Raw genomic sequence first — 23,295 nt, 5'->3', positions numbered from 1 at the left:
ATGCGCGCGACGCGCGGGTTGGCGTGTCACGGATCGTCACTGCCCGGCCGACGCACGGTGGCACCGGCCAACTCACTGGTAAATGATTCTAACACCGGGTTTGGCCGATGCAGGGTCGATGCGCTTGGTGCGCCGGCGTTGCGGACAGCACGCACGTTGACACGGATGAACCACCGGCTTGCCCGCCGGCTGGCTGAAAGACAAAAAACCCTGTAAGACCTTTATCTTACAGGGTTTATCGTACCACTTCGTCGCATCACAACAGCGCAACCGTTGGTGCCCAGGAGAGGACTCGAACCTCCACGGAGTTACCCGCTAGTACCTGAAACTAGTGCGTCTACCAATTCCGCCACCTGGGCGGCTTTGCTGCGTAATCAGCGAAGAACGCTATTATGCTGATCTGCCACCGTTGTGTCAACAAGCGCGTTAAAAAATGATGTGACACGGCTAGCCGGTACATTGGTGCTGGCCAAAGTCCGGATAACGACTTCTGGCTTTGCCGATCCGGCGTTGCGCGCCCTGTTGCCGGCGATCACCCGGCGTGTGACGACGCACACGCGATTTGCCGACACGCCCGTGCCCAAAGCACTGTGCCAGGAACTTGCGCAGGCTGCGGCAACCGAAGGCGCACAGGCTCGGTGCATCGGCAAGTGTACGGTGCGCGAGCGCATCGCCGAACTGATCGCCGAGGCTGATCGACTGCAGTTCAGCGACCCAAGATTCCGGCGCGAACTGGCCCAATGGTTGCGACCGGCACGCCACGCCGAAGGCATGCCGTTGTATGCCAGCGTCGCGGACACGATGCTAGCGCTGGCCACGCCGGTCTCGGCGTCGATCGTGCGGACCTTCGACGTGGGCAACGGCGTAGCCGCCGCCCATCGCGAATTGGTCCGCGGATCACCACGGCTCATACTGCTAGTCACCGACGGCATACGCACGACGCGTGGCTAGCGGCCGGTCAAGCGCTGCAACGCGTGCTGCTGACTCTGGCGCGCGACGGCGTCACCGCATCATATCTGAATCAACCCATTGAAGTCGGCGCGCTGCGTGCGCAACTGGCACAACTGTGCGGCACGACGGCGGTCCCACAGTTGCTGTTGCGCGTCGGCTATGCACCGCCGGCACGACACCCCGGACGCCGGCCTCTTGAGGACGTCGTCTCGTGACCCGTCGGCCCACGCCGCGTACACTTGGCCTTAACCGCGCGTGCACCTCATGAGACACCTGAGCATGTGACCCGTCGTACACGTTCCGCCCTATATACGGCAGCGTCACTGGCCGGCGCAGGCGTGGCGCTTGCCGGCCGGGTTGCCGCCGGCCTTTAAATCTGTCACGTTGCCAATGCCATACAAGTACCATTCCTGATACTGAACGCAGGCTCGTCGCGCATCAAGTTCTCGCTGTACGAAACCGGTCCTAGTCGCGCGCTAGAACTTGGGGCGCACGGCGGCATCGATGGCATCGGCACCGGGGCACGCCTGCGTACACGACGCACTTCGTTACCTTGACGTCGAGCTGGATGCTTGGCGTCGAGCTGGATGCCGACGTCAACCGCGCGGATGGCCCGCGCATCTCCAGCGAGGCGTCGCGCATCAACGTCTAGGTCGTGCTGACCGACGAAAACTTGATGATCGCCCAGCATACCCGCGCCGTGCTGGACCGCCACGCAGGCTAGCGGCGGCGCAGGGCGGTTGCGCCCGATACCAGACACTGCACTCAACACACGGCAAGCAACGGCTCGAGCGAGCAGGCCGTGCCGGCCAATGAACGCAGCCACGTATGGCGCATGTGGCGATAACGATCGAAGATGCCGCACAGATTGCCCAAACGCACGCGCCCCGCATCGGTCGTCTCGATGAAGTTGCCCTCCAGCGACAGCAGGCCGGCATTCGCACAGCGGCGCAGCACGCGGATCTCGTTGGCGAAGTAGTCGGAAAACTCGATGTTGTGCGCCAACTCGATCGCCTGCCGGTCGATGAAGAAATTGGTGGCCAGCGACTGGATGACCGTGCGACGGATCGCGTCGTCGGCCGACAAGCGCCATCCGCGCAAGCCGGGCGCGTGCACCTTGCGCCCCGTGATAGAACGCACGGGTCCGGACGGCACTGCCTCCAGATGCTGGAAATAGGCGTCGGCGGTGGCGCCGATCGCCCCCGGCCCGAGCGGCACGACAGCGCGCGTCGCACGCGAGGACAAACCGAACGGCTTGCACACGAGACGACCGAATCCGCTGCGCCAATACCAACGGATCATCGCGACGCGCGTAGTCGTCGATACCCAATTGCACGTAGCCACACGCATGTAACCGCTCGACCAGTGCCACCCGCTCGGCGAGCACGTCGGCGCGCGTGCAACGCGTTTGCAAACGGATCCGCGTGACACCCTCGGCGATCAATGCATCGAGCGCGTGCAGCGTGCCCGGCGATTGCACGCCCAGTGCTGGGCCGCGAGGCCCGCGCGGCCCAGCACCATACTCGAGCACCGCCCCCACCGTTGCAAAACCATGCGTTCGGGCCAACGCGACGAGTTCGGCTAAACGCCGCCGCTTGGCGTCCGTCGGGCCCTGCTCGCCCACGTCGGCGCGTTCTGCCGATGACCGCGTGCCCTCGGCGATGCCGCCGGGCTGCGCCGTCGTCGTTGCGCCGCCGCGCAGTTCGAGATGCGCGAAGCCGTTCAATGCCAGCGTGTGGAGCAATGTCTCGTCATGTGCGGCACGCCAATCGAGCGAAACCGACCAGCGGGCATCGCGCGCGAACGCGAACCGCTGCCGCAATAATGCGACGAGCCGCGCGGTGCCGCTTGCCCCGAGCAAGCCGAGCGCGCCGCTCCAGTGCAACTCCACGACGTCGGATCGCGCCGGATCCCATTGCCGGTGAAACGCGATGTCGTCGTCGATGCGGCGCGCAAACGCTAGATAGGCGGCATTGCCCGGTGCGAGCGCCGGTACGACAACCGACAGTGCGATATGCGCCGGGTCCGTACCCGCCCCGTCACCCAAACCAGCACCGCTGATCGGCGACGCGCTGGCGTAACAGGCCGCCAGCGCCGCTTCGTCGAACGCGTCAACGAACCACCCACGCTCCGGATAGATCGCGTAGCGGCGCAGCGCGTACGGGTCCGCACCGCTGGGCATGGCGTCGCTCGTGCCCTCCTTCAAGATCCTGTTCTCCTTTCCGAATCCCCCCTCGGCGCAGTGCGCACGGGACAAGTGGCGCGCGCCGAGCCCCGATTCCTCTCGAACCAGATCGCGCTGGCAAATCCCGCGCATAACGCCGCACCCACACCAATCATCCACGTCAGGTAACCCATTTTTCTCCCTGGCATACGCCTCGTGAACTGGTTTGCCGCCCGGCAGGCCGGCTCGCCGGATGTCCGTCGCACACAACCCCGGCATCGATAAGTGCAGCGCCGCGTATCGCCCGCCGGTACGCCATGACGCCAATCAATGAGCGTCGCGGTATCCGGCCACCCGGGCACACGACGCGAACACCCGTATTTGCTCCACGTATCAATGATCGCCTCAATCCGCGCCCGGGCCCTTGACTGAAATCAAACCACACGCCGCACGCGTGGCGCGGACACGACCATCAAGCAATCGACGTGATGACCACCGGCGTTATGGCCGTGACACCTACCATGGCGGTGCGCGACGCCGCCAGTGCCCCAGCACCGGAAGACATTCAGCTGCGGCCGCATCGGCAAGCGACGGGATATCGCTAAGCGCAAGCCTGCCCGGCTCCAGCTGTGCAGCACATCTTGCAGCGCTGAGTCGGGCGTGCGGCCCGCCACTGTCGCCAGCGCGCCGACGGCGACAAATGCGCCATCGGCAAGCATCCAACGCCGCCACGCCGACCCGGCGAGATGCCGGGCAGGCTCATGACTAGGTTCCGCTTGCGTGGGGGCGTCAACGCTTCGCGTCGTCGCGCTCGCCCGCGGAACGGGCCAAGAAGGCGGTCACGACTTCTGGCAGGTTGTCGTGCAGCCAACGCGCCATCTCGACCTCCTGGGGCAGAATCTGCTCGCAACAACGTTGCGTCTCGACGTCGCCGGCCGCACGGGCGGCCGCGATCAATGCCGTGTACGCGGCAATCTCGATATGCTCGAATACATAGCCAGCCATGCCGCCCTTGACCACCTCATCGGTGACGGTCATCCCGCCGAGCGCTTGCCCAAATGCGGCAGCCCGGGCGGCAAGGTTCTTAATCGTCGATGGGCTGCTGTTCAATCGGTCCAGGCACTGCTCGAGCAGCCTTTGCTGGGACATCGTCTCGTCAATGTGCTGCTCGATGCGCTGCTTGAGCTTGGGGTAATGTTCCAGTCTCGAAGTTTGCGCCTTGAGCATCGACTCGGCATGCTGCTCCATCGCATAGGCGTCCTTCAGCCAATCAATCATATGTTCGCGTGGGCTTGTCATCATGTCTTCCTCGCCGGTACCGCACCGTATAGCACGCCGCGCAACATGCACGGCGCATCGATTTGCGCAACCGTCATACCCGACAAGACGCGGCTGGCCAGCATGGCACGCGATACCGGCAGCGCAATCCGTTCGCCTCGTCCTTGCAGCACCGCGGCGCGCGAACGACCGCCTCCGGCATGAGGGGCCAGACAAGTGGCCTGACGCCTGGCGTGAGACAGCGCCCCGTGACGGCAAATTTTTCACTACACTACGCTGTCGTTGCCGCATCTCGCTTTCGCGGCAGGCCGTGCAGGCGGTACAACAGCGTGCTGCAAAGCAATACAGGGCGTGAGCGGTAGCGCGTCCGATTGGCATAGTGTGTGCTACCCTCGCTCGTCCGTTTGATAATCGGAGGCCCAATGGCGCTCGACATCTGCACGGCGGGGCAACAATCCTGCTCCACCCATCGCGTTCGCGACTGCCAACGACGGGCTCTCGCCCCGCTTGCCGCAGCCGCAATGGCATTGACGCTTTACACCGCGCCGACGCAGGCACAGACGCCGTCGCCGCTAGGCGAATGGCAGTACTCGGCCGGTATTGCACTGCAAAAACTGTACGTGTCGTCTACCCCAGAATGGGAGACGAGGCTTGGCATCGGCACGACATTCAAGCCGCGCTATGACGGTGAGAACCGATATCACACATTGGTCGGCCCGAGCGTGGATATGCGTTATCGCGACCTTGCGTTCTTATCGACCGGCGAAGGTATCGGCGTTAATGTACTGCGCGGGCCGAACTGGCGTATCAGTGTCGCCGCGGCGTACGACCTGGGCCGGCGCGGCCACGATGACCCTTCGCGGCTCAATGGGCTGGGCAACATCAGCCCGGCGCCGGAGATGAAAATCGCTGCGGAGTACGCGGTATCGAAACAATTTCCGCTGGTGCTGCGCGGCGTGGCCACGCGCAGCTTCGGCGGCTCGAATGGCTGGTGGTTCGATCTAGGCACCTATATGCCGTTGCCCGGCAGTTCGGAGACGTTCTACTGGTTCGCGGGTCCGTCAGTGACCTTCGCGGACGCAAAGTACATGAACAGCTGGTTTGGTGTCAATCCGGACCAAGCCGCGCAGTCCGGATACCGTCGATACGACGCGCGTGCCGGACTGAAGTCTGCGGGTTTTGGTATCACAATGGTCTACTTCGTGAACAAACATTGGTTCGTCAGCGCTGACGGCGCCTTCAAGCGCATGCTTGGCAGCGCAGCAGACAGTCCAATTACCCGCTCGCGGCTCAACGGCGTCTGTGACGTGTCGATTAACTACCAGTTCTGACAACACCGTCTTATTCACTCCACCGATGCGCGTCATGGCAAGCGCGCATTGACCCTGCGGTAGGTGACGGGAACACCACGACAACCGTGACTATCAGCATGTAGCCTGTGGCCGGGCCACGCCCGTTATTAACGGGCGCAGGCCAAACTATATTGCAGCTTACTCGACAATCCCCAACTTTTGTGCGAGTTTCTGCGACATCTGGTAATGCTCTCTAAGCGTAGGCAGAGCCTTTAGCGCCGCCTCCTTCAACGATGGAAGCTCTCCATCCTTCGCTTCTTTCTCGAATGCGGCGATAGCTTGCCGGTGCGCCTCCAGGCCCACCTTACGCACATACGCGTGATCGAAGTTCGCGCCAGTCAAGGACTTGAGTGATTCAAGCAGTGCAATATCGGAATTGTCCTTGGGCACCTCCACGCCATGAGGGGCCACCGCTTTCAACTGCACCGTCAACCTCATATGGTCGGCGATCATATGACGCGCAAATGATCTGACATCTGCGTTACTCGACTTCTTGTGCGCAAGCTTGCCCGCATCAATCTCAGTCGATGACGACATCGTGGCCGCTTGGATAAAGTCACGATCCGCACTTGACAGCGGGTTCGCGGCCGTCGTTGACGCAGCCTGTGTTTGAGCATGAACAGCCGGGGTAAGCAGCAGCGCACCAAGGCAAACGACTGTAGTTAACTTCATTATAAGTTCTCCAATTAAAGTGGCATGATCGAGTACGGCCGTAGCCCCGCCGTGACTCATGAATACCCTTAGCAAGCACCGTGCCGCAATGATGTTTTATTGCATCGCGTATGCCAGCCTTTGCCGACTCAATCGTGCCGATCGGCCCGATCCTGGGCAGGTATCTGTTCAATCCGATCCGGCATCACGTCTGCATCGAGTTCTATCGTCTCGTCGCCATCGGCGGCAGCGCGCTCGCCCGTGCCGGCACGATCGGTGTCACTGCCTTGTTCCGCCATGCCCGTTTCAAGCGCGTGGTTGTCCAGTGCCGTGTCACGATCAAAATCGTGCCGCTTCGCGCCAATCGTGTCACTGCCAGTGTCGGACGAATCGCCAGGGCCAAGCGCTTCGGTATCGTGGCCGGGCACGTGAGGTTGCAACAAATTGTTGTCGGGATCTAGTGTGCTACTCATGATGCTCTCCATGCAAAGTATGCATGCGTAGGTAGCAGACACCGTGCCTCGGCCCATGCCGCGCACAAGCGCCGTCTCGATTAAGCCGACATGTAACATGGCGCCATGCCGAGGTGGCCTGCGTAAAAGCCACCAAGCAGCGGCCCGACGCCTGTGCGATGTAACGCGCTCGGCAAGCCTGCCTAGGTACGACGCCGATACGATGCGGCCGAGCGCGGCGGCGAACATCACCCAGTCCGGCACCATCGTGACCTGCGAGACGGGCACCCGCTGGGCCATAGAGACGGTAATGATTGGCTCGATCGACCTATTTGCCAGCATCATCAACATACCGATGACCAAGCCGGCCCCTTGTCCACCAGCGACGCCCGTGCGCGTTGCTGCCGCTGGCCTGTTGGCCCGCGCCCGCGGTTCCTGGACAGTACTGCTCACGCTATGACGTGACGTGCGCGGCGCGCCATGTCAAGATTGCCTTACCCGGGCGCTAGCAAACGCCTCCACCTTCTACGCGCGGACCGCATGACGGTGCCGACCGGACTCATGGACAGAAACACACGGAATCAAAGAGGCTTTCAAGTCCTACTGTACGCAGTATCGCTCGCCCTCGTCTGGATTCTGCTGCCGTTCTTCGGCGCAATTTTTTGGGGGGCAATCCTCGCGATCCTATTTCAGCCGTTGCAGCGCACGCTCACCGCGCGTTTGGGCAACCGCGCGAACCTCGCAGCACTGGCCACACTGAGTCTGTGCGTGCTAGTCGTGATCCTGCCCGTCAGCCTGATGATCGGCACACTTGTGCAGGAAGTCTCGTTCGCCTACGAGCAAATCAAAACCGGCCAATGGAACGTCACACTGTATTTCCAGAAGGCGGTCGGCGCACTGCCCGCGTTCGCGCAGCACTGGCTCAACGACGTCGGCCTGGCCGACATGCAAAGCCTGCAGGCCAAACTGACCGAAGGGGCTGCCCGCATCAGCCAATTCGTGGCCGCGCAGGCGGTCGAGATCGGTCAAAATACGCTGCAGTTCGCTGTCGGCTTCGGCATCATGCTCTATATGGTGTTCTTCCTGCTGCGTGACGGCAGCGCCATTTCGCGGCGTATCCGTGAAGCGGTGCCACTCGCGGACTCGCACAAGCAAAAGCTGCTCGGCAAGTTCACCACCGTGGTACGCGCGACGGTCAAGGGCAATATCGCGGTGGCCGCGGTGCAGGGACTGCTCGGCGGCCTAATCTTCTTCATCCTCGGGATCAGCGGCTCGCTGCTGTGGGGCACGCTGATGGCATTGCTGTCACTGCTGCCGGCGATTGGCTCGGCGCTGGTCTGGGGGCCGGCAGCGATCTATTTCCTGCTGGCCGGTCCGCTGTGGAAAGCGGTTGTGCTGGGGCTATTCTGCTCGCTGGTCATTGGCGGCGTCGACAACATCCTGCGCCCGATTCTGGTGGGCAAGGACACCAAGCTGCCTGACTGGGTCGTACTGATCTCCACGGTCGGCGGCATGGCCACGTTCGGCATCAACGGCTTCGTCATCGGTCCATTGATTGCCGCGCTGTTCATCGCGTGCTGGGACATTTCAGTGCTCATCGCGCGCGACGAGACCCATCCGTCCCCCTCTGTCGATGACGTGTTGGCGCCGCCGCGCAATGGCGCGCGGCGGCGGCGTCGGACACCACGAGTGGTGCGGCACGGGGACTTGTCCAGCGATGCGTGAGTACGCCGCTCAGCGGGGATTCGAACGCGGCAGGCCGGCTTCGGTCTGACGCTGCAAGTCACGGATATGCCGCTGCAACTCGCGCAGCTGCGTTTGCGCAGCAGTTTTCTGCTCGTTCAGTGCCTGCGCCTGCGCGGCGGTCTGCTTCTGGCGAGTCGTCACTTCCGCCTCCTGCGCGCGCGCCACGTTCAAATCTGCCTGCAGCCGCACAGCCCGATCACGCGACAGCGCGATCATACGGTCGGTAAATGCCTTCTGCGCCTCCAGCCGCGCACGACGAATTTCGATATCGGACAGTTGCACAGTCTGCCGCACCAAACCCGCATAGATGGCTTCGGCTCGGACTGGGTCCTGCGTCTTGATCACACGCCAAAAGTTTTTTTGCTGGAACAACGCAATGTAATAGGTCATTTCTTTGTCATAGAACAGCAGGCTTGCACCGTAGCTGCCGTTATACGACGTGCGGAATTCGGTCAACGCCGAAGCGTGGATCAGCCGTTGCAATTCGGCGACATTGCCGCCGGTTGAATGACGCGCCTCATCAGCCGTGGGCGTGCTAGACGCCACCGCGTCAGGCAACGCGACGTTGGCAGCCGGCTCCTGCGAGATAGCGACGCTACTAGCCGGCTCCTGTGGCGGCATACCGGCCCGCGCGGCCGCTGCTTGACTGACAATGGCCGCGGCAACCGCCGTCAGCACCCTACCCCTTGCTCGTGGTAATTGATTCATTTGTTTTCCGAGTGTGCGCTTTTTCGTGGGGTCAATATTACTTAAATTCGTGGGTTTCGGGTTCCTCGTCGAAGATTGAGTATTGGCGCATCTTTTTCATCATACCGCGCGGCTCATGCCCAGATGCTACGTGGTGCCGTGCCGCTTCCAGCCATTGACTTCCAACGCCGCAATAATCCGCGAGCATTCCGCCCTATCCCGCTGACTGCGATCGACCAACACCTCGGACGCGTTCTCGCGCCGGCACGGGGGGCGCAGCGGGCAAATGCCAGCGACCGCGCGTGCGCTTAGAAGTCGCTCTACCAAACGGCAGCGCCGCTTTGCCGTATGCTTTTCACGATCGGTGACGCGGCGACGCCGTGTCGTACCGCACTGCCGTATGTATCGGTTCGCGCCCCTGCATCATGCGACGCGTCACACCGTCATCGCACCGGGTCCACCATAGCCCGTGAAGATACGACTCGTTTCAGGAGGAAGACATGATGCAAGCGCTGTTCAATCTCCGCGTGGTCCGCGGCATGCTAGTCGCGATGACGTTGGCCATGTCCGTTGCCAACGCCTTCGCCGCCGGCAACGCATCGCCAATTGGCGTTTGGCAAACGATCGACGACCACACAGGAGAACCGAAGGCGTTGGTCCAGATCGCGCAGGAAGCCGACGGCACGCTGTCAGGCAAAATCATCAAGGGGCTAGCCGCAAACGACCAACCCAATCGCCGCTGCACCGCATGCACCGACGCGCGCAAGGACCAGTTGATGCTCGGCATGACGATCATCGACGGCATGAAACAGGACGCAGACAGTTGGGAGGGTGGACATATCCTTGATCCGGAGAACGGCAAGGTCTACAAATGCAAGATGCACGTCGAGGACAACGGCCAAAAGCTGGTCGTGCGCGGTTATATCGGCGTGTCGTTGATCGGCCGCTCACAGACGTGGGACCGCCAGCCGTAACGCGTTGCACGCCCCATCAATCAGCAGTCACGCGTTGTATGTCCCCGTCAGCTAGCAGTCACGCGTTGTAAGCGTCCATCGGACCGCGGCCCGTCGACAGCGCACCGCGCCGCGCACGGCCACGGGGCCACACATCGTCACGTCAATGACGTATCGACGATGCGCCGCGGCGCTTCGAGATACTCCTTCGATTGCATCTCGACAATGCGCGACACGGTCCGCGCGAATTCATTGGCCATCGGCCCTTCAACGTACAGCTGCTCGGCCGGCACGGCAGCCGACATCAACAGCTTGACCTTATGATCGTACAGTACGTCGATCAACCACGTGTAGCGACGCGCTTCGGACGCCATGCGCGGCGTCATCTGCGGCACGTCCGACAAGATGATCGTGTGAAAGCGTGTCGCCAACTCCAGGTAGTCGTTTTGCGACCGTGGCCCACCACATAGCGTTGCAAAATCGAACCAGACGACTCCATCGGCGCGGCGCAGCGCCTTGATCTCGCGTTTTTCGATATGCAGCACCGGGCTCTCATCGGGTATCGCGGCTAACCGCGCGAACGCCTCACGCAATGCCCCGTCGGCATGGGCGCCCAGTGGCGTATGGTAGGCCTGCACCCGCGCCAGCGTGCGCTGCCGGTAGTCAGTGCCGGCATCCACGTTCAACACGTCGAGCCTTTCGTTGATCAAGTCGATCGCGGGCAGCACCCGGTCGCGATGCAACCCGTCCGGGTATAGCGTACTGGGTTCGTAATTGGACGTCATCACGAACTGCACGCCGTTGTCGAACAACTTCAACAACAACCGATAAAGGATCATCGCATCGGCGATGTCCGAGACATGAAACTCGTCGAAGCAAATCAATCGATAACGCTTCGCGACCCGTCGTGCAAGTTCGTCCAGCGGATCGGCACGGCCCTTGAGTGCCTCAAGCTCACGGTGCACCTCGCGCATGAATTCGTGAAAATGCAGCCGCGTCTTGCGTTGCACCGGCACGACAGCATAGAAACTATCCATCAGGAAGCTCTTGCCGCGCCCGACGCCGCCCCACAGGTAGACCCCGCGTGGTGGCTCCGCTCGAACGATCCACTTTCTGAGCACGTTGGAACGCCGCGCCTTGTAAGCCACCCAGTCGTCGTAGCAGCGCTGCAGGCAGCTGATCGCGCGTTGTTGCGCCGCATCGGCCTGATAGCCGCGTTCAGCCAGTTCCTTCTCGTAGTATTCGGTGACGTTCATCGGTGCAAAAAAATGGGCGGGTATGGCCCGCCCTATTTCGCCGCCTGTCGCATGGCGATCTCACTCAGCCCGACCGGCAGCCAGCCTCGGTATCCACCTCGGCGCGAGGCGGATGCCGGCTTCGCGTTACATGTTCAACGCGCGCTTGTCGACGGCGAGCGCCGCCTCCCGCATCACTTCGGAAAGCGACGGATGCGGATGACAAATCCGCCCGATGTCCTCCGATGCAGCCTTGAACTCCATCGCGACAACCGCCTCGGCGATCAGGTCGGATGCATTCGCCGAGATAATGTGCACGCCAAGCAGTTCATCGGTATTCGCGTCGGCAATCATCTTCACGAAACCATCGGCGCGATTGATGCCCAACGCACGTCCGTTGGCCATGAACGGGAATTGTCCGGTCTTGATCTGCCGGCCTTCCGCCTTCAATTGCTCTTCGGTCTTGCCGACCCACGCAATCTCCGGCTCCGTGTAGATGACCCACGGGATGCAGTTGTAATCGATGTGCGGCTTTTGCCCGTCGATCACCTCGGCAACCAGTACACCCTCGTCCTCGGCCTTGTGCGCGAGCATCGGACCGCGCACCACGTCGCCGATCGCATAGACACCGGGCAGTTTGGTACGGCAATGGTCGTCGACGTCGATGAATCCGCGCTCGTTAACCGTCAGCCCGATCGCGTCAAGACCGAGGTCGTCGGTATTGGGCACGCGGCCCACGGACACGATCAGGCGATCGGCCTCGAGCTTCTGCGCGTGACCGTCCTTGTCCGCGTAGGAGATCGTCACGCCGCTATCGGTCGCACTCACCTCACTGATCTGCACGCCCAGGTGAATCTTCAATCCCTGCTTCGCGAACTGCTTCGCGGCTTCCTTTGCCAACCCTTGGTCGGCGGCACCAAGGAATGACGGCAGCGCCTCGAGCACTGTCACCTCGGCACCGAGGCGCCGCCACACCGAGCCCAGTTCGAGCCCAATGACGCCCGCGCCGATCACCGCCAGTTTCTTGGGCACCGAGTCGAATGCCAGCGCCCCTTCATTGTCTGCGACGATCCGGTTGTCCACCTTCGCAAACGGCAGGTGGCGCGCCTTCGAGCCGGTTGCAATGATTACGTTGCGCGCGATCACCGACTCCGTGCCGCCATCACCGGCCACGTCGATTTGATAGCCCGCGTCCGTCTTGCCGGTGAACTTGCCGTGCCCCTTGAGCCACGTGATCTTGTTCTTACGGAACAGGAACTCGATGCCCTTGGTCATCTTGTTGACGATCGCGTCCTTGCGCGCATGCATTTTCGCGATATCGATTTTCACGTCCGATACCGAAATGCCATGATCGTCGAGGTGATGCGAGGCATCCTCGAACGCCTCGGACGAGGCCAGCAACGCCTTTGACGGGATGCAACCCACATTCAGGCAGGTGCCGCCGAGCTTGAGCTCGCCGGCCGGGTTCTTCCACTTCTCGATGCAAGCCACGCTCTTGCCGAGCTGCGCGGCGCGGATTGCCGCAATGTAACCACCGGGGCCCGCACCGATCACGACGACATCAAATTCTTTTGCCATGAAGACATTCCTCGCTTAAAGGTCGAGCAGCAAGCGTGCCGGATCTTCCAGCGCTTCCTTCATTGCAACGAGCGACAGCACAGCCTCGCGACCGTCGATGATCCGGTGATCGTACGACAGTGCAAGGTAGTTAATCGGACGGATCACGATCTGGCCGTTTTCGACGACTGGCCGCTCCTTCGTCGCATGCACGCCGAGAATCGCCGATTGTGGCGGGTTGATGATCGGCGTCGACAGCATCGAGCCAAACACGCCGCCGTTCGAGATCGAGAACGTGCCGCCGGTCATTTCCTCGATCGATAGCTTGCCGTCTCGGGCTTTCGCACCGAACTCGGCGATCTTCTTCTCGATGTCCGCAAGACTCATTTGATCTGCATTACGCAGGATCGGCACGACCAGACCGCGCGGCGATCCGACCGCGATGCCGATATCGAAGTAGCCGTGGTAAACGATGTCGTTGCCATCGATCGACGCGTTCACGAGCGGGAACTTCTTCAGCGCATGCACGGCCGCCTTCACGAAGAACGACATGAAGCCGAGCTTCACGCCGTGTTCCTTCTCGAAGCGATCCTTGTACTTGCTGCGCAGATCCATGACCGGCGCCATGTTCACTTCGTTGAACGTGGTCAGGATCGCGTTGGTTTGTTGCGACTCGAGCAGACGCTCGGCGATTCGCGCGCGCAGCCGTGACATCGGCACGCGCTGTTCCGGACGGTCCGTCAGCCAGGTGTCCGCACCCGGCGCGGCGACCTGCGGCAACGCGGCGCGCGACGGCGCCGCCTTCGCGGTCACGCTGGCCGGCGCGGCCGGCTTAGCGGCCGGCGCTGCGCCAGCTGCCAGCACGTCCCCCTTCGTCACCCGACCGTCGCGGCCGGTGCCACTCAGTTGGCCGGCACTCAGGTTCTTCTCCGCGAGCAGCTTCGAGGCGGCCGGCGACGCGATTGCGCCGCTGGCGCCGCCGGCCGCAACCGGTTGCGCCGCGGGAGTCGGCGAAGTTTGCGGCGCCGGTTTCACTTCGGCGCCGGCGGCGGCTGCGGCTGTTTCCGTCGCCGTCGCGCCCGCTGCGGTGCCAGCCTTCGCTTCGGTATCGATCTTGGCGATCACCTCATCGGCAACGACCGTGTCGCCATCGTGCTTGATCACTTGAGCGAGCACGCCCGCAGCCGGCGCCGGCACTTCGAGCACGACCTTATCGGTCTCAATCTCGATCAGAATTTCATCTTGCGCAACCGCTTCCCCCGGTTGCTTCTTCCACTGGAGCATCGTGGCTTCGGACACCGACTCCGAAAGCTGCGGAACTTTAACTTCAACAATAGCCATCGTCATTATCCTGAATACGTATCGTGCCGTATCGTGCGACCAGGCGCCTGAAGACGCGGCGCACGGCTCCGGGGGAGCGAGCATACGCCGCCCCCCCCGGTATCATCCTTGCGTGATTACTTGATCAGCGTCGCGCCCTTGAGCCGGCCGAATGCGGCCTCGACCAGCGCCTTCTGCTGCTCGTAGTGCTTCGCGTAGTAGCCGACCGCCGGCGACGCGGACGCCGGACGCCCGCTGTACGCGAGCTTCATGCCGTCCCGCATCCCTTCGGCGAGGTGGTGCTCGATGTAGAACCAGGGTCCTTGGTTCTGGGGTTCATCCTGCACCCAGACGACCTCGGTCGCGTTGTCGTACTTTTTCAGTTCGGCTTCGAACTGCTTGTGCGCGAACGGATAAAGCTGCTCGATACGCAAGATCGCGACGTCGGCATTCTTTGCCTCGCGGCGATGCGCGATCAGATCGTAGTAGACACGGCCCGAGCAAACGAGCACACGCTTGACTTTTTTCGGGTCGATCGACGCATCGGTCTCGCTAAGCACCGGATGGAATGCACCGCTCGCCAACTCGGACAGGTCCGACACCGCTTCCTTGTGGCGCAACAATGACTTCGGCGTCAACACGATCAGCGGCTTTCGGAACAGCCGGATCATTTGGCGGCGCAGCAAGTGGAACATTTGTGCCGGCGTCGTCGGCTGCACGACCTGCATGTTGTGCTCCGCGCACAATTGCAGGTACCGCTCGATGCGCGCCGACGAGTGTTCCGGGCCCTGCCCTTCGTAGCCGTGCGGCAGCAGCATCGTCAACCCGGACACGCGGCCCCACTTGACCTCGCCGGACGAGATAAACTGGTCGACGACGACTTGTGCGCCATTGGCGAAGTCGCCGAACTGAGCCTCCCAGGCCACCAGCGTATTGGGTTCGGCGGTCGAATATCCATACTCGAAGCCGAGCACCGCTTCCTCGGACAGCACCGAATCGATGACGGTGAAGTTTGCCTGCCCGTCCGCGACGTTCTGCAGCGGAATATACGTGCCGTCGTCCCAGCGCTCGCGATTTTGGTCATGCAGCACCGCGTGGCGATGCGTGAACGTGCCACGGCCCGAGTCCTGGCCGGTCAAGCGCACCGCGTAGCCGGAGGCGACCAGCGAGGCAAACGCGAGGTGCTCGCCCATGCCCCAGTCGAGCGGCTGTTCACCGGCCCCCATTTTGCGACGGTCGTTGACCACGCGCTCCACCAGCGGGTGCAGCTTGAAGTTCTCTGGAATTGTCGTGATCCGCTCGGCCAGGCGCTTAAGCTCAGCCAGCGGCACTGCAGTATCCGCCGCATCGGTCCACTTACGGTTCAGGAACGGCACCCAGTCGACCGCGTACTTGCTCTTGTAGTTCGACAGCACCGGGTCGATCGTATGGTGCCCCTCGTCCATCGCCTTGCGGTACGCCTTCACATACTGATCGGCTTCGTCGGCGCCAATCACGCCCTGCGTCACCAGCTTCTCCGCGTACAGCGCGCGCGTGCCGGCATGCTGCGCAATCTTCTTGTACATCAGCGGCTGCGTGACCGCCGGCGTATCCTGCTCGTTGTGGCCGAGCTTGCGGAAGCAGACGATGTCGATCACGACATCCTTGTGGAACTGCATCCGAAAATCGATCGCCAGTTGCGTAGCGAATACGACCGCCTCCGGGTCATCGCCGTTCACGTGCAGCACCGGCGCCTCGATCATCTTTACGACGTCGGTGCAATACAGCGTCGAGCGCGCATCGCGCGGATCGGACGTGGTAAAGCCGATCTGATTGTTAATCACGATGTGCAGCGTGCCGTGCGTGCCGTAGCCGCGCGTTTGCGCTAGATTCAGCGTCTCCATCACGACACCCTGGCCGGCAAAGGCTGCATCGCCATGGATCTGCACCGGCAGCACCTGCTGACCGTTCAGGTCACCACGACGATCCATGCGCGCCTTCGCAGAGCCTTCGACCACCGGGTTGACAATTTCCAGGTGCGACGGGTTGAACGCAAGCGATAGATGCACCGGGCCACCCGCCGTCGAGACATCGGACGAAAAGCCCTTGTGGTACTTCACGTCGCCAGCCGGCAGGTCGTCGACGTGCTTGCCTTCGAATTCGGCGAACAGGTCCGCCGGCATCTTGCCGAGCGTGTTGACGAGCACGTTCAGGCGCCCACGGTGGGCCATGCCGATCACGATCTCTTGCACGCCCTTGTTGCCCGCGTGGTGCACGACCTCATCCATCGCCGCGATGAAGCTCTCGCCGCCTTCGAGCGAGAAACGCTTCTGACCGACGTACTTCGTGTGCAGGTAGCGCTCCAAACCTTCGGCCGCGGTCAATCGCTTGAGAATGTGCTTTTTCTTGTCGGCAGAGAAATTCGGCGTCGAGCGCGTGGACTCCAGCCGCTCCTTCCACCAGCGCTTCTGCTCAGGATCGCTGATGTACATGAATTCCGCGCCGATCGTGCCGCAGTACGTGTCGCGCAGCGCCTTCACGATGTCGCGCAACGATGCTTGCTCGAAGCCGAAATACAGGTTCGTCGCATGGAACGTCTGATCCATGTCGGCTTCGGTGAAATCGTAAAACGCAGGTTCAAGCTCGGGAATATGCGGACGTTCGCGGCGCTTCAGGGGATCGATGTTGGCCCATTGCGAGCCGAGGAAGCGATAGGCGCCGATCAGCGATTGAACGTAGACTTGCTTTCGCGCCGTGGACAGGTCGTTGTTGCCGCCACGTGGAATGAATGCATTCGCTTTGGCCCGTTGGGCGCAAGGACTCGACGATCGGCGCGTGGGCCACGTCATTTGCACTCGAGCCGTCCGACGCAGGGACGTTTTGCAACGCATCGAAGTAGCTGCGCCAGTTCTCGGGCACGGACGCCGGATTATCGAGATATGCTTCGTACAATTCTTCCACGTACGGAGCATTGCCGCCGAACAAATACGAGTTCAGCTGGAATTGCTTCATCATTTTGACGCTCACCTTTCTTCGAGTTTCTCGAGAAATAGCGGGTTACGAAACCTTCCGCGCGACGGCCTGACCGTGTAGCGGATTGCGCGAATCAAGTCTGCTGGGAAGGACCTAAAACATGCACCGGCGAAGCTTATCACGTTTAGCCTATTGCGGCTATTTGCCTCGTGTGCAAGCGGGCCGATGCCGGGCCTGAACGCAACGGGCCGAGGACGGGTCGCCTGCACCACACCGAGACGAAAACGCCGCACCAGCCCATGCGGGCACGGCACCGATGCGGGCGCGACGAGACTTCGCCGGCCGACGGCACCGATGCGGCGTGACGGGGCTTCGCCGGCCGACGGCATCGCCGCAGCCCCGTATCGCAGCCCCGTATCGCAGCCCCGTACGTCAGTCGGCTGCGGCCTCGCGGCTCGCGCGCCGGCGCTCATGCTCCTTCAGGTGCCGCTTGCGCAACCGGATCGACTGCGGCGTGACCTCGACAAGCTCGTCGTCGTCGATGAACTCGACTGCGTACTCGAGCGTCAGCTGGATTGGCGGAACGAGGCGCACCGCCTCGTCGGTCCCCGAGGCGCGCACATTCGTCAGCTGCTTGCCGCGGATCGGATTGACCACCAGGTCATTGTCACGGCTGTGGATGCCGATGATCATCCCTTCGTACAGCGCGTCGCCCGGCGACACGAACATGCGGCCACGATCCTGCAGCTTCCACAGCGCGTACGCGACCGCGGCGCCGTCATCCTGCGAGATCAGCACGCCGTTGCGCCGCTCGCCGATCGTGCCATCCCGCATCGGCTGGTACGCATCGAAGATGTGGCTCATCAGGCCGGTGCCGCGCGTCAGCGTGAGAAACTCGCTTTGAAAGCCGATCAACCCACGCGCCGGAATCCGGTATTCCAGCCGCGTACGCCCGCGGCCGTCGGACGCCATATCAAGCAACTCGCCCTTGCGGCGACCAAGCTCCTCCATCACCGCGCCCTGATGACCGTCCTCAAGATCCACGGTCAGCAACTCGTACGGCTCATGCCTGACACCATCGATTTCACGCACTACCACACGCGGACGCGACACCGCGAGTTCGTAACCCTCGCGACGCATGTTCTCAATCAAGATAGTCAAATGCAGCTCGCCGCGGCCGGACACCTCGAACACCGTCTCGTCGCCGGTATCCTTGACCCGCAACGCGACATTATGATTTAGCTCCCGGTTCAGCCGCTCGCGGATCTGACGGCTGGTGATGAACTTGCCTTCCCTGCCCGCCAACGGCGACGTGTTCACACAGAAGTTCATCGTCAGCGTCGGCTCATCGACGGTGATCATCGGCAGCGCGTCCGGCACGTCCGGTGCGCAGATCGTCGCACCGATGCCAACATCGTCGATGCCGTTGATCAGCACAATGTCGCCGGCCTCGGCGCTGTCCACCTGCACGCGCTCCAGCCCCTTGAAGACCTGCACCTGATTAATCTTGCGGTTCAACGGCTCGCCCTGCGGGCCGAAACGCATCACGACCGGCTGGCCGGCCTTGATGCGTCCGCGCGTGATGCGGCCCACGCCAATGCGGCCGACATAGGTTGAGTAGTCCAGCGACGTGATCTGCAACTGCAGCGGCGCATCTGGATCGGCCGCGCGCACCGGCACGTATTGCAGTACCGCTTCGAACAACGGGCGCATGTCGCCTTCGCGCACCTGCGCGTCCAGGCTGGCATAGCCGTTCAGCGCCGATGCATAAACCACCGGAAAATCGAGTTGCTCGTCGTTTGCGCCGAGCTTGTCGAACAGGTCGAATGTCTGGTTGATCACCCAGTCCGGCCGCGCGCCTGGACGGTCGATCTTGTTGACGACCACGATCGGCTTGAGCCCGAGCGCCAGCGCCTTCTTCGTGACAAAGCGCGTTTGCGGCATCGGCCCTTCGACCGCGTCAACCAGCAGCAGCACCGAGTCCACCATTGACAGCACACGCTCGACTTCGCCGCCAAAGTCGGCGTGCCCCGGCGTGTCAACGATGTTGATATGCGTGCCTTCGTATTCGACGGCACAGTTCTTCGCGAGGATCGTGATGCCACGCTCCTTCTCGATGTCGTTCGAGTCCATCACGCGCTCGACGACTTGCTGGTTTTCACGGAACGTGCCGGACTGCCGGAGCAGCTGGTCCACGAGCGTGGTCTTGCCATGGTCGACGTGCGCGATGATGGCGATATTGCGGAGCGGGCGTGTCATAGAGGAGTCGTTCTAACGCGGTGCGTGGCGAAGCGGGCCGACGCAAGGCAAAGCGGCTGCACGCAGCCCGAGGGTCGCGCCACAGCGGCGGGCGATGCAGGCACGGGCGCCAAATTGGAAACCTAAGATTCTACCACGCCGCAGCGTGCACGACATGCGCGCGCGGGACACACGGCACACCATCCTACGATTTTAAGCAGTTTTGAGAAAAACCCTGTTGCGATGTCACAAGGCGATTCCTATAATACATGTCAAGTCAACCATTGCAGATACACCTTTATGTCGAATCCGAACGCCGGACTGCCGCCCGAAATCGCAAATTACCCATTCGGCGAGAGCGTCGGCTATCTGCTCGCGCGGGTCCGCTCGAACATCTGGAATATGGTGTCGCAGCAAACGATGGCCGAATTGGGCATCACCAGCACGCAGGCGAGCATCCTATTCATGCTCGGCAGTGGCCGGTGCCTGGCCGCGGCCGAGCTTGCACGCGAATATGGCATCGACGCGAGCGCGGTGACGCGGCTCATCGACCGGCTCGAGAAACGCGGTCTGCTCTGCCGGGTGCGCAGCGAGGAAGACCGTCGTGTCGTGCGGCTCAGGCTGACGGACGAAGGGACCGCGCTGGCCACGCGGATGCCAGCGATCTACAACCGGGTACTGGACAAGCTGCTGACTGGCTTCACTGCCGAAGAAGTCGGTTTCCTCAAAAGTATGCTGCGCCGCATCCTGGTTAACTGCGACGAAACACCTAGCTAAACGCCAGGGACCTGCTGCCCGAGCCGGCGGCGATCAGATCGCGCCGACGGATCCGGTCATGTCACGTGCAATCAGTTGTATTGACAAGCTTTTAGTGAAGTTTTTGTTGGCTGATAGTCAGAATTTTGTTGGCTGATAGTTAGAAATTGGTTGCAATGTCCAATATATGGCTCATTTGAAGGACCGATTGATGAAAGTCGTTTCATGCTCCGCCCCGCCGGCGCGGCTGGCCCGGTGCACCACCGCGCTGGTGGCGGCCGCCCTGGTGCTCGGCGGCTGCGCCAACTATATCGGGCTGCGCAGCGACAAGCAGCCGGCTCGGGCCGACAGCTTCGACAGCGCGCAAAGCCTGCCCACTGAAGGCGGTACCTGGCCCACGCTGGATTGGGCTGCTCAGTTCGGCGATCCACAATTGCCGCAACTGATCGATGAGGCGCTAGCCGACAGTCCGACCATTGCCCAGGCGCAGGCGCGGCTGGCCAAGGCCGCGTCGTATGTGCAGGGCGCCAACGCCAGCACGCTGCCCAAGGCGGACGCGAAATACACCTGGACGCGCGAACTTTACTCGGGCAATGCGCTCTTCCCGCCGCCGTATGGCGGCGCGTGGTACAGCGAGAACAATGTGCTCGCCAGCGCGACGTACGAACTGGATTCTGTGGGGTAAAAATCGGGAAGCGCTGCGCTCGGCGATCTCCCAGGAGAAAGTCGCCGCGGCCGAGGCGCAGCAGGCGCGGCTGACGCTGGCAACATCGGTGGCACGTGCCTACAACCAGCTCGCGCAACTGTACGCGCTGCGTGAAATCGCGCAGCGCGAGATCTCGAACCGCGCCGATGTAGGCGCCATCACGCGAGGGCGCCTCGCCGCAGGCTTGGATACCGAAGTTGAGCGCCGCACCGCTGAGGGCAACATAGCGACAAGCAAGGCTTCGCTGACTGACCTGGACGGACAGATCACCACGACGCGATACCAACTCGGTGCACTGCTCGGCAAAGGTCCGGACCGCGGGTTGCGTATCGCGACGCCGCGGCTGGGCGTGGGTGGCAGCGTCGCGCTGCCGGCGAACCTGCCGGCGGACCTGTTGTCGCGCCGCCCGGACATCGTCGCCGCACGTTGGCAGGTGGAGGCCGCCATGCACGATATCAAGGTGGCCAAGGCCGAGTTCTTCCCGGACATCAACCTGAGCGCCGGTTTCGGTTTCGATGCTTTCGGCTGGGGCCGGTTCCTGCAGTCCGGCAGCCGCCAGATCCAGGCTGGACCGGCGCTCCACTTGCCGATCTTCGACGGCGGCACGCTGCGCGCGAACCTAAAAAGCAAGCTTGCCGACTACGACAGCGCGGTGGCGAACTACAACCAGACGCTGATCGGCGCACTGAACGATGTCGCGACCCAGGTGGCTGCGATCCGCTCGGTTGACCAGCAACGCGTCGACGCGCAAGCCGCCTACGACGCGAGCAAACGCGCGTACGAGTTGGCGGTGATCCGCTATAAGGCCGGCCTGGCGCCGCAATTACAGGTGCTCTCCGCCGACAGCCTGCAGCTGGCGCAGCAGCAGACTATGGTCAATTTGACAATGCGTCGACGCGACCTGCAACTGGCCCTGATCAAGGCGCTAGGCGGCGGTTTCGACGCGAACGGCACCGTGCTCGGCGCCACCGAGCCGGTCCAATGATGAGCCAACCTGCACATGTGGCCGCCCGGCCATGCCAATGAATCAAACTTGAGGACACGGAGCGATTGATGAGCAGCCCCCAACAACAAAGCGCCACGCCCGACGCAAACGCAGGCAATGGCAAACGCCGGCGCCTGATGGCGCTGATAACCATTGTGATCGTCATTGCCGCGATCGCCTACGGCGCGTATTACCTACTGATCGCGCGGTTTTATGAGGAAACCGACGACGCATACGTCAACGGCAATGTCGTGCAGATCACGCCGCAGGTCACCGGCACCGTGACCGCGGTAAAGGCGGACGACACTCAGGTCGTGCAGAAGGGTCAGCCGCTGGTACTGCTTGATCCGGCTGATTCACGCGTCGCGCTGCAACAGGCTGAAGCCGATCTGGCGCAGACCGTGCGCCAGGTTCGTACGCTGTACGTGAACAACAACCAGTATCAGGCCGCGGTCGCGCAGCGCCAATCCGATCTATCGCGCGCGCAGAATGACTTGCGTCGCCGTTTGACGATCGCCCAGACCGGCGCGGTATCGCAGGAGGAAATCTCGCATGCGCGTGACGCGGTCAAGGCTGCACAGGCTGCTCTCGACATCGCGCAGCAGCAGCTGGCGTCCAACCGCGCGTTGACCGCCAACGTCGCGATTGCACAGCATCCGAACGTGCTGGCGGCCGCGGCCAAGGTCAAGGATGCCTACCTGAACTACGCGCGCAACACCCTACCTGCACCGGTGACCGGTTATGTCGCCAAGCGCAGCGTGCAAGTGGGCCAGCGCGTCTCGCCCGGCACGCCACTAATGGCGATCGTGCCGCTGAATGAGGTCTGGGTCGACGCAAACTTCAAGGAAGTCCAGCTCAAGCACATGCGCATCGGCCAACCGGTTAAGGTCGTCTCCGACGTCTACGGCTCATCGGTCGTGTACCACGGCAAGATCCAAGGCTTTTCAGCCGGTACCGGCTCGGCCTTTTCGCTATTGCCCGCGCAAAACGCCACCGGCAACTGGATCAAGGTCGTGCAGCGCCTGCCGGTGCGCGTGCAACTCGATCCCGAGGAGTTGAAGCAACACCCGCTGCGCATCGGCCTGTCAATGACCGCCAACGTGTCGATCAAGGACGAGCAAGGCGGCGAGCTTGGCAACGCACCGACCACGGTGTACCAGACCGACGTGTTCGACGAGTACGGCAAGCAGGCCGACGCGCAAATCGAACGCATCATTCGCCAGAACGACGGCAGCGGCGGCACTGCCGCCCCCGCGGCGGACACGGCCAAGCCGGCCCCGGCCACAGCCCGGCACGCCGCACGATAGGGCCA

The 23,295-nt window shown here is 62.4% G+C and carries 17 protein-coding genes, 1 tRNA gene and 2 pseudogenes; 9 read left to right on the top strand and 11 right to left on the bottom strand.

What is annotated here, in order from left to right:
- Positions 1–274 precede the first annotated feature (274 nt).
- Positions 275–359: transfer RNA gene (locus RBRH_RS06325), tRNA-Leu, on the bottom strand.
- A gap of 52 nt (positions 360–411) precedes the next feature.
- Here RBRH_RS06325 and RBRH_RS06320 point away from each other — a divergent pair.
- Together RBRH_RS06320 and RBRH_RS16195 are read left to right on the top strand one after the other, a co-directional pair.
- Positions 412–951, top strand: coding sequence for a hypothetical protein (locus RBRH_RS06320; protein WP_013435224.1), 540 nt, complete (start codon positions 412–414; stop codon positions 949–951).
- 23 nt (positions 952–974) lie between these two features.
- Positions 975–1,166 carry a hypothetical protein gene (locus tag RBRH_RS16195; RefSeq protein WP_049786376.1) on the top strand — a complete coding sequence of 64 codons (192 nt, stop codon included), beginning with the start codon at positions 975–977 and terminating at the stop codon, positions 1,164–1,166.
- 550 nt (positions 1,167–1,716) lie between these two features.
- On the opposite strand, the gene RBRH_RS21275 is transcribed toward RBRH_RS16195, so the two are convergent.
- Together RBRH_RS21275 and RBRH_RS06305 are read right to left on the bottom strand one after the other, a co-directional pair.
- Complete coding sequence (locus RBRH_RS21275; RefSeq protein ID WP_415878036.1) at positions 1,717–2,253, bottom strand: hypothetical protein; 537 nt, start codon at positions 2,251–2,253, stop codon at positions 1,717–1,719.
- A gap of 1,651 nt (positions 2,254–3,904) precedes the next feature.
- Positions 3,905–4,414 carry a ferritin-like domain-containing protein gene (locus RBRH_RS06305; protein ID WP_041754248.1) on the bottom strand — a complete coding sequence of 170 codons (510 nt, stop codon included), beginning with the start codon at positions 4,412–4,414 and terminating at the stop codon, positions 3,905–3,907.
- A 500-nt stretch (positions 4,415–4,914) separates the two neighbouring features.
- Here RBRH_RS06305 and RBRH_RS06300 point away from each other — a divergent pair, with 500 nt between their 5' ends.
- Entirely contained in the window at positions 4,915–5,724 is an 810-nt protein-coding gene (locus tag RBRH_RS06300) for a MipA/OmpV family protein (RefSeq protein WP_041753461.1), read from the top strand.
- A 159-nt stretch (positions 5,725–5,883) separates the two neighbouring features.
- Here the strand turns inward: RBRH_RS06300 and RBRH_RS06295 are convergent, their stop codons facing one another.
- A complete protein-coding gene (locus RBRH_RS06295; protein WP_041754247.1) occupies positions 5,884–6,417 on the bottom strand; it encodes a DUF4142 domain-containing protein in 534 nt (177 codons plus the stop codon).
- A gap of 128 nt (positions 6,418–6,545) precedes the next feature.
- Positions 6,546–6,869, bottom strand: coding sequence for a hypothetical protein (locus RBRH_RS06290; protein ID WP_041754246.1), 324 nt, complete (start codon positions 6,867–6,869; stop codon positions 6,546–6,548).
- A gap of 202 nt (positions 6,870–7,071) precedes the next feature.
- Between RBRH_RS06290 and RBRH_RS18760 the strand changes: the two genes are divergently transcribed.
- Together RBRH_RS18760 and RBRH_RS06285 are read left to right on the top strand one after the other, a co-directional pair.
- Complete coding sequence (locus RBRH_RS18760; RefSeq protein WP_157864362.1) at positions 7,072–7,308, top strand: hypothetical protein; 237 nt, start codon at positions 7,072–7,074, stop codon at positions 7,306–7,308.
- A gap of 101 nt (positions 7,309–7,409) precedes the next feature.
- Positions 7,410–8,573 carry an AI-2E family transporter gene (locus RBRH_RS06285; protein ID WP_083813505.1) on the top strand — a complete coding sequence of 388 codons (1,164 nt, stop codon included), beginning with the start codon at positions 7,410–7,412 and terminating at the stop codon, positions 8,571–8,573.
- A 9-nt stretch (positions 8,574–8,582) separates the two neighbouring features.
- Here RBRH_RS06285 and RBRH_RS06280 read toward each other — a convergent pair whose 3' ends face one another.
- Complete coding sequence (locus RBRH_RS06280; protein ID WP_013435213.1) at positions 8,583–9,302, bottom strand: DUF2968 domain-containing protein; 720 nt, start codon at positions 9,300–9,302, stop codon at positions 8,583–8,585.
- A gap of 530 nt (positions 9,303–9,832) precedes the next feature.
- Between RBRH_RS06280 and RBRH_RS06275 the strand changes: the two genes are divergently transcribed.
- Positions 9,833–10,255, top strand: a complete 423-nt coding sequence (locus RBRH_RS06275) for a DUF2147 domain-containing protein (RefSeq protein ID WP_370645077.1) — start codon at positions 9,833–9,835, stop codon at positions 10,253–10,255.
- A 137-nt stretch (positions 10,256–10,392) separates the two neighbouring features.
- On the opposite strand, the gene zapE is transcribed toward RBRH_RS06275, so the two are convergent.
- The 5 genes and pseudogenes from zapE to typA form a co-directional block, all read right to left on the bottom strand.
- Complete coding sequence (gene zapE, locus RBRH_RS06270) at positions 10,393–11,490, bottom strand: cell division protein ZapE (RefSeq protein WP_013435210.1); 1,098 nt, start codon at positions 11,488–11,490, stop codon at positions 10,393–10,395.
- A gap of 126 nt (positions 11,491–11,616) precedes the next feature.
- On the bottom strand, positions 11,617–13,047 hold the full coding sequence (gene lpdA, locus RBRH_RS06265; RefSeq protein ID WP_013435209.1) for a dihydrolipoyl dehydrogenase: 1,431 nt from the start codon (positions 13,045–13,047) through the stop codon (positions 11,617–11,619).
- Positions 13,048–13,062: 15 nt separating this feature from the next.
- Positions 13,063–14,367: a 2-oxoglutarate dehydrogenase complex dihydrolipoyllysine-residue succinyltransferase gene (odhB, locus tag RBRH_RS06260; RefSeq protein ID WP_041754244.1), complete on the bottom strand. Its 1,305-nt coding sequence runs from the start codon at positions 14,365–14,367 to the stop codon at positions 13,063–13,065.
- A gap of 116 nt (positions 14,368–14,483) precedes the next feature.
- Positions 14,484–17,340, bottom strand: a pseudogene (locus RBRH_RS06255) (2-oxoglutarate dehydrogenase E1 component).
- Positions 17,341–17,730: 390 nt separating this feature from the next.
- Positions 17,731–19,557: a translational GTPase TypA gene (typA, locus tag RBRH_RS06250; protein ID WP_013435204.1), complete on the bottom strand. Its 1,827-nt coding sequence runs from the start codon at positions 19,555–19,557 to the stop codon at positions 17,731–17,733.
- 279 nt (positions 19,558–19,836) lie between these two features.
- Here typA and RBRH_RS06245 point away from each other — a divergent pair, with 279 nt between their 5' ends.
- The 3 genes and pseudogenes from RBRH_RS06245 to RBRH_RS06235 all read left to right on the top strand — a co-directional run bounded on the left by RBRH_RS06245 (position 19,837) and on the right by RBRH_RS06235 (position 23,290).
- Entirely contained in the window at positions 19,837–20,313 is a 477-nt protein-coding gene (locus RBRH_RS06245; protein WP_041753459.1) for a MarR family winged helix-turn-helix transcriptional regulator, read from the top strand.
- Between the two features lie 190 nt (positions 20,314–20,503).
- A pseudogene (locus RBRH_RS06240) lies at positions 20,504–21,983 on the top strand (efflux transporter outer membrane subunit).
- A 68-nt stretch (positions 21,984–22,051) separates the two neighbouring features.
- Positions 22,052–23,290, top strand: coding sequence for an HlyD family secretion protein (locus RBRH_RS06235; protein WP_041753457.1), 1,239 nt, complete (start codon positions 22,052–22,054; stop codon positions 23,288–23,290).
- The last annotated feature ends 5 nt before the right edge of the window (positions 23,291–23,295 follow it).

This window comes from Mycetohabitans rhizoxinica HKI 454, from assembly GCF_000198775.1.
Taxonomy (GTDB): Bacteria; Pseudomonadota; Gammaproteobacteria; order Burkholderiales; family Burkholderiaceae; genus Mycetohabitans; species Mycetohabitans rhizoxinica.
This window is presented reverse-complemented; position numbering and strand designations above follow the sequence as displayed.

Coding starts and splice junctions, on each gene's coding strand:
- RBRH_RS21275 (WP_415878036.1), bottom strand. CDS start 2,253: ATGATCCGTTGGTATTGGCGCAGCGGATTCGGTCGTCTCGTGTGCAAG.
- RBRH_RS06305 (WP_041754248.1), bottom strand. CDS start 4,414: ATGACAAGCCCACGCGAACATATGATTGATTGGCTGAAGGACGCCTAT.
- RBRH_RS06300 (WP_041753461.1), top strand. CDS start 4,915: ATGGCATTGACGCTTTACACCGCGCCGACGCAGGCACAGACGCCGTCG.
- RBRH_RS06295 (WP_041754247.1), bottom strand. CDS start 6,417: ATGAAGTTAACTACAGTCGTTTGCCTTGGTGCGCTGCTGCTTACCCCG.
- RBRH_RS06290 (WP_041754246.1), bottom strand. CDS start 6,869: ATGAGTAGCACACTAGATCCCGACAACAATTTGTTGCAACCTCACGTG.
- RBRH_RS18760 (WP_157864362.1), top strand. CDS start 7,072: ATGCGGCCGAGCGCGGCGGCGAACATCACCCAGTCCGGCACCATCGTG.
- RBRH_RS06285 (WP_083813505.1), top strand. CDS start 7,410: ATGGACAGAAACACACGGAATCAAAGAGGCTTTCAAGTCCTACTGTAC.
- RBRH_RS06280 (WP_013435213.1), bottom strand. CDS start 9,302: ATGAATCAATTACCACGAGCAAGGGGTAGGGTGCTGACGGCGGTTGCC.
- RBRH_RS06275 (WP_370645077.1), top strand. CDS start 9,833: ATGACGTTGGCCATGTCCGTTGCCAACGCCTTCGCCGCCGGCAACGCA.
- zapE (WP_013435210.1), bottom strand. CDS start 11,490: ATGAACGTCACCGAATACTACGAGAAGGAACTGGCTGAACGCGGCTAT.
- lpdA (WP_013435209.1), bottom strand. CDS start 13,047: ATGGCAAAAGAATTTGATGTCGTCGTGATCGGTGCGGGCCCCGGTGGT.
- odhB (WP_041754244.1), bottom strand. CDS start 14,367: ATGGCTATTGTTGAAGTTAAAGTTCCGCAGCTTTCGGAGTCGGTGTCC.
- typA (WP_013435204.1), bottom strand. CDS start 19,557: ATGACACGCCCGCTCCGCAATATCGCCATCATCGCGCACGTCGACCAT.
- RBRH_RS06245 (WP_041753459.1), top strand. CDS start 19,837: ATGTCGAATCCGAACGCCGGACTGCCGCCCGAAATCGCAAATTACCCA.
- RBRH_RS06235 (WP_041753457.1), top strand. CDS start 22,052: ATGAGCAGCCCCCAACAACAAAGCGCCACGCCCGACGCAAACGCAGGC.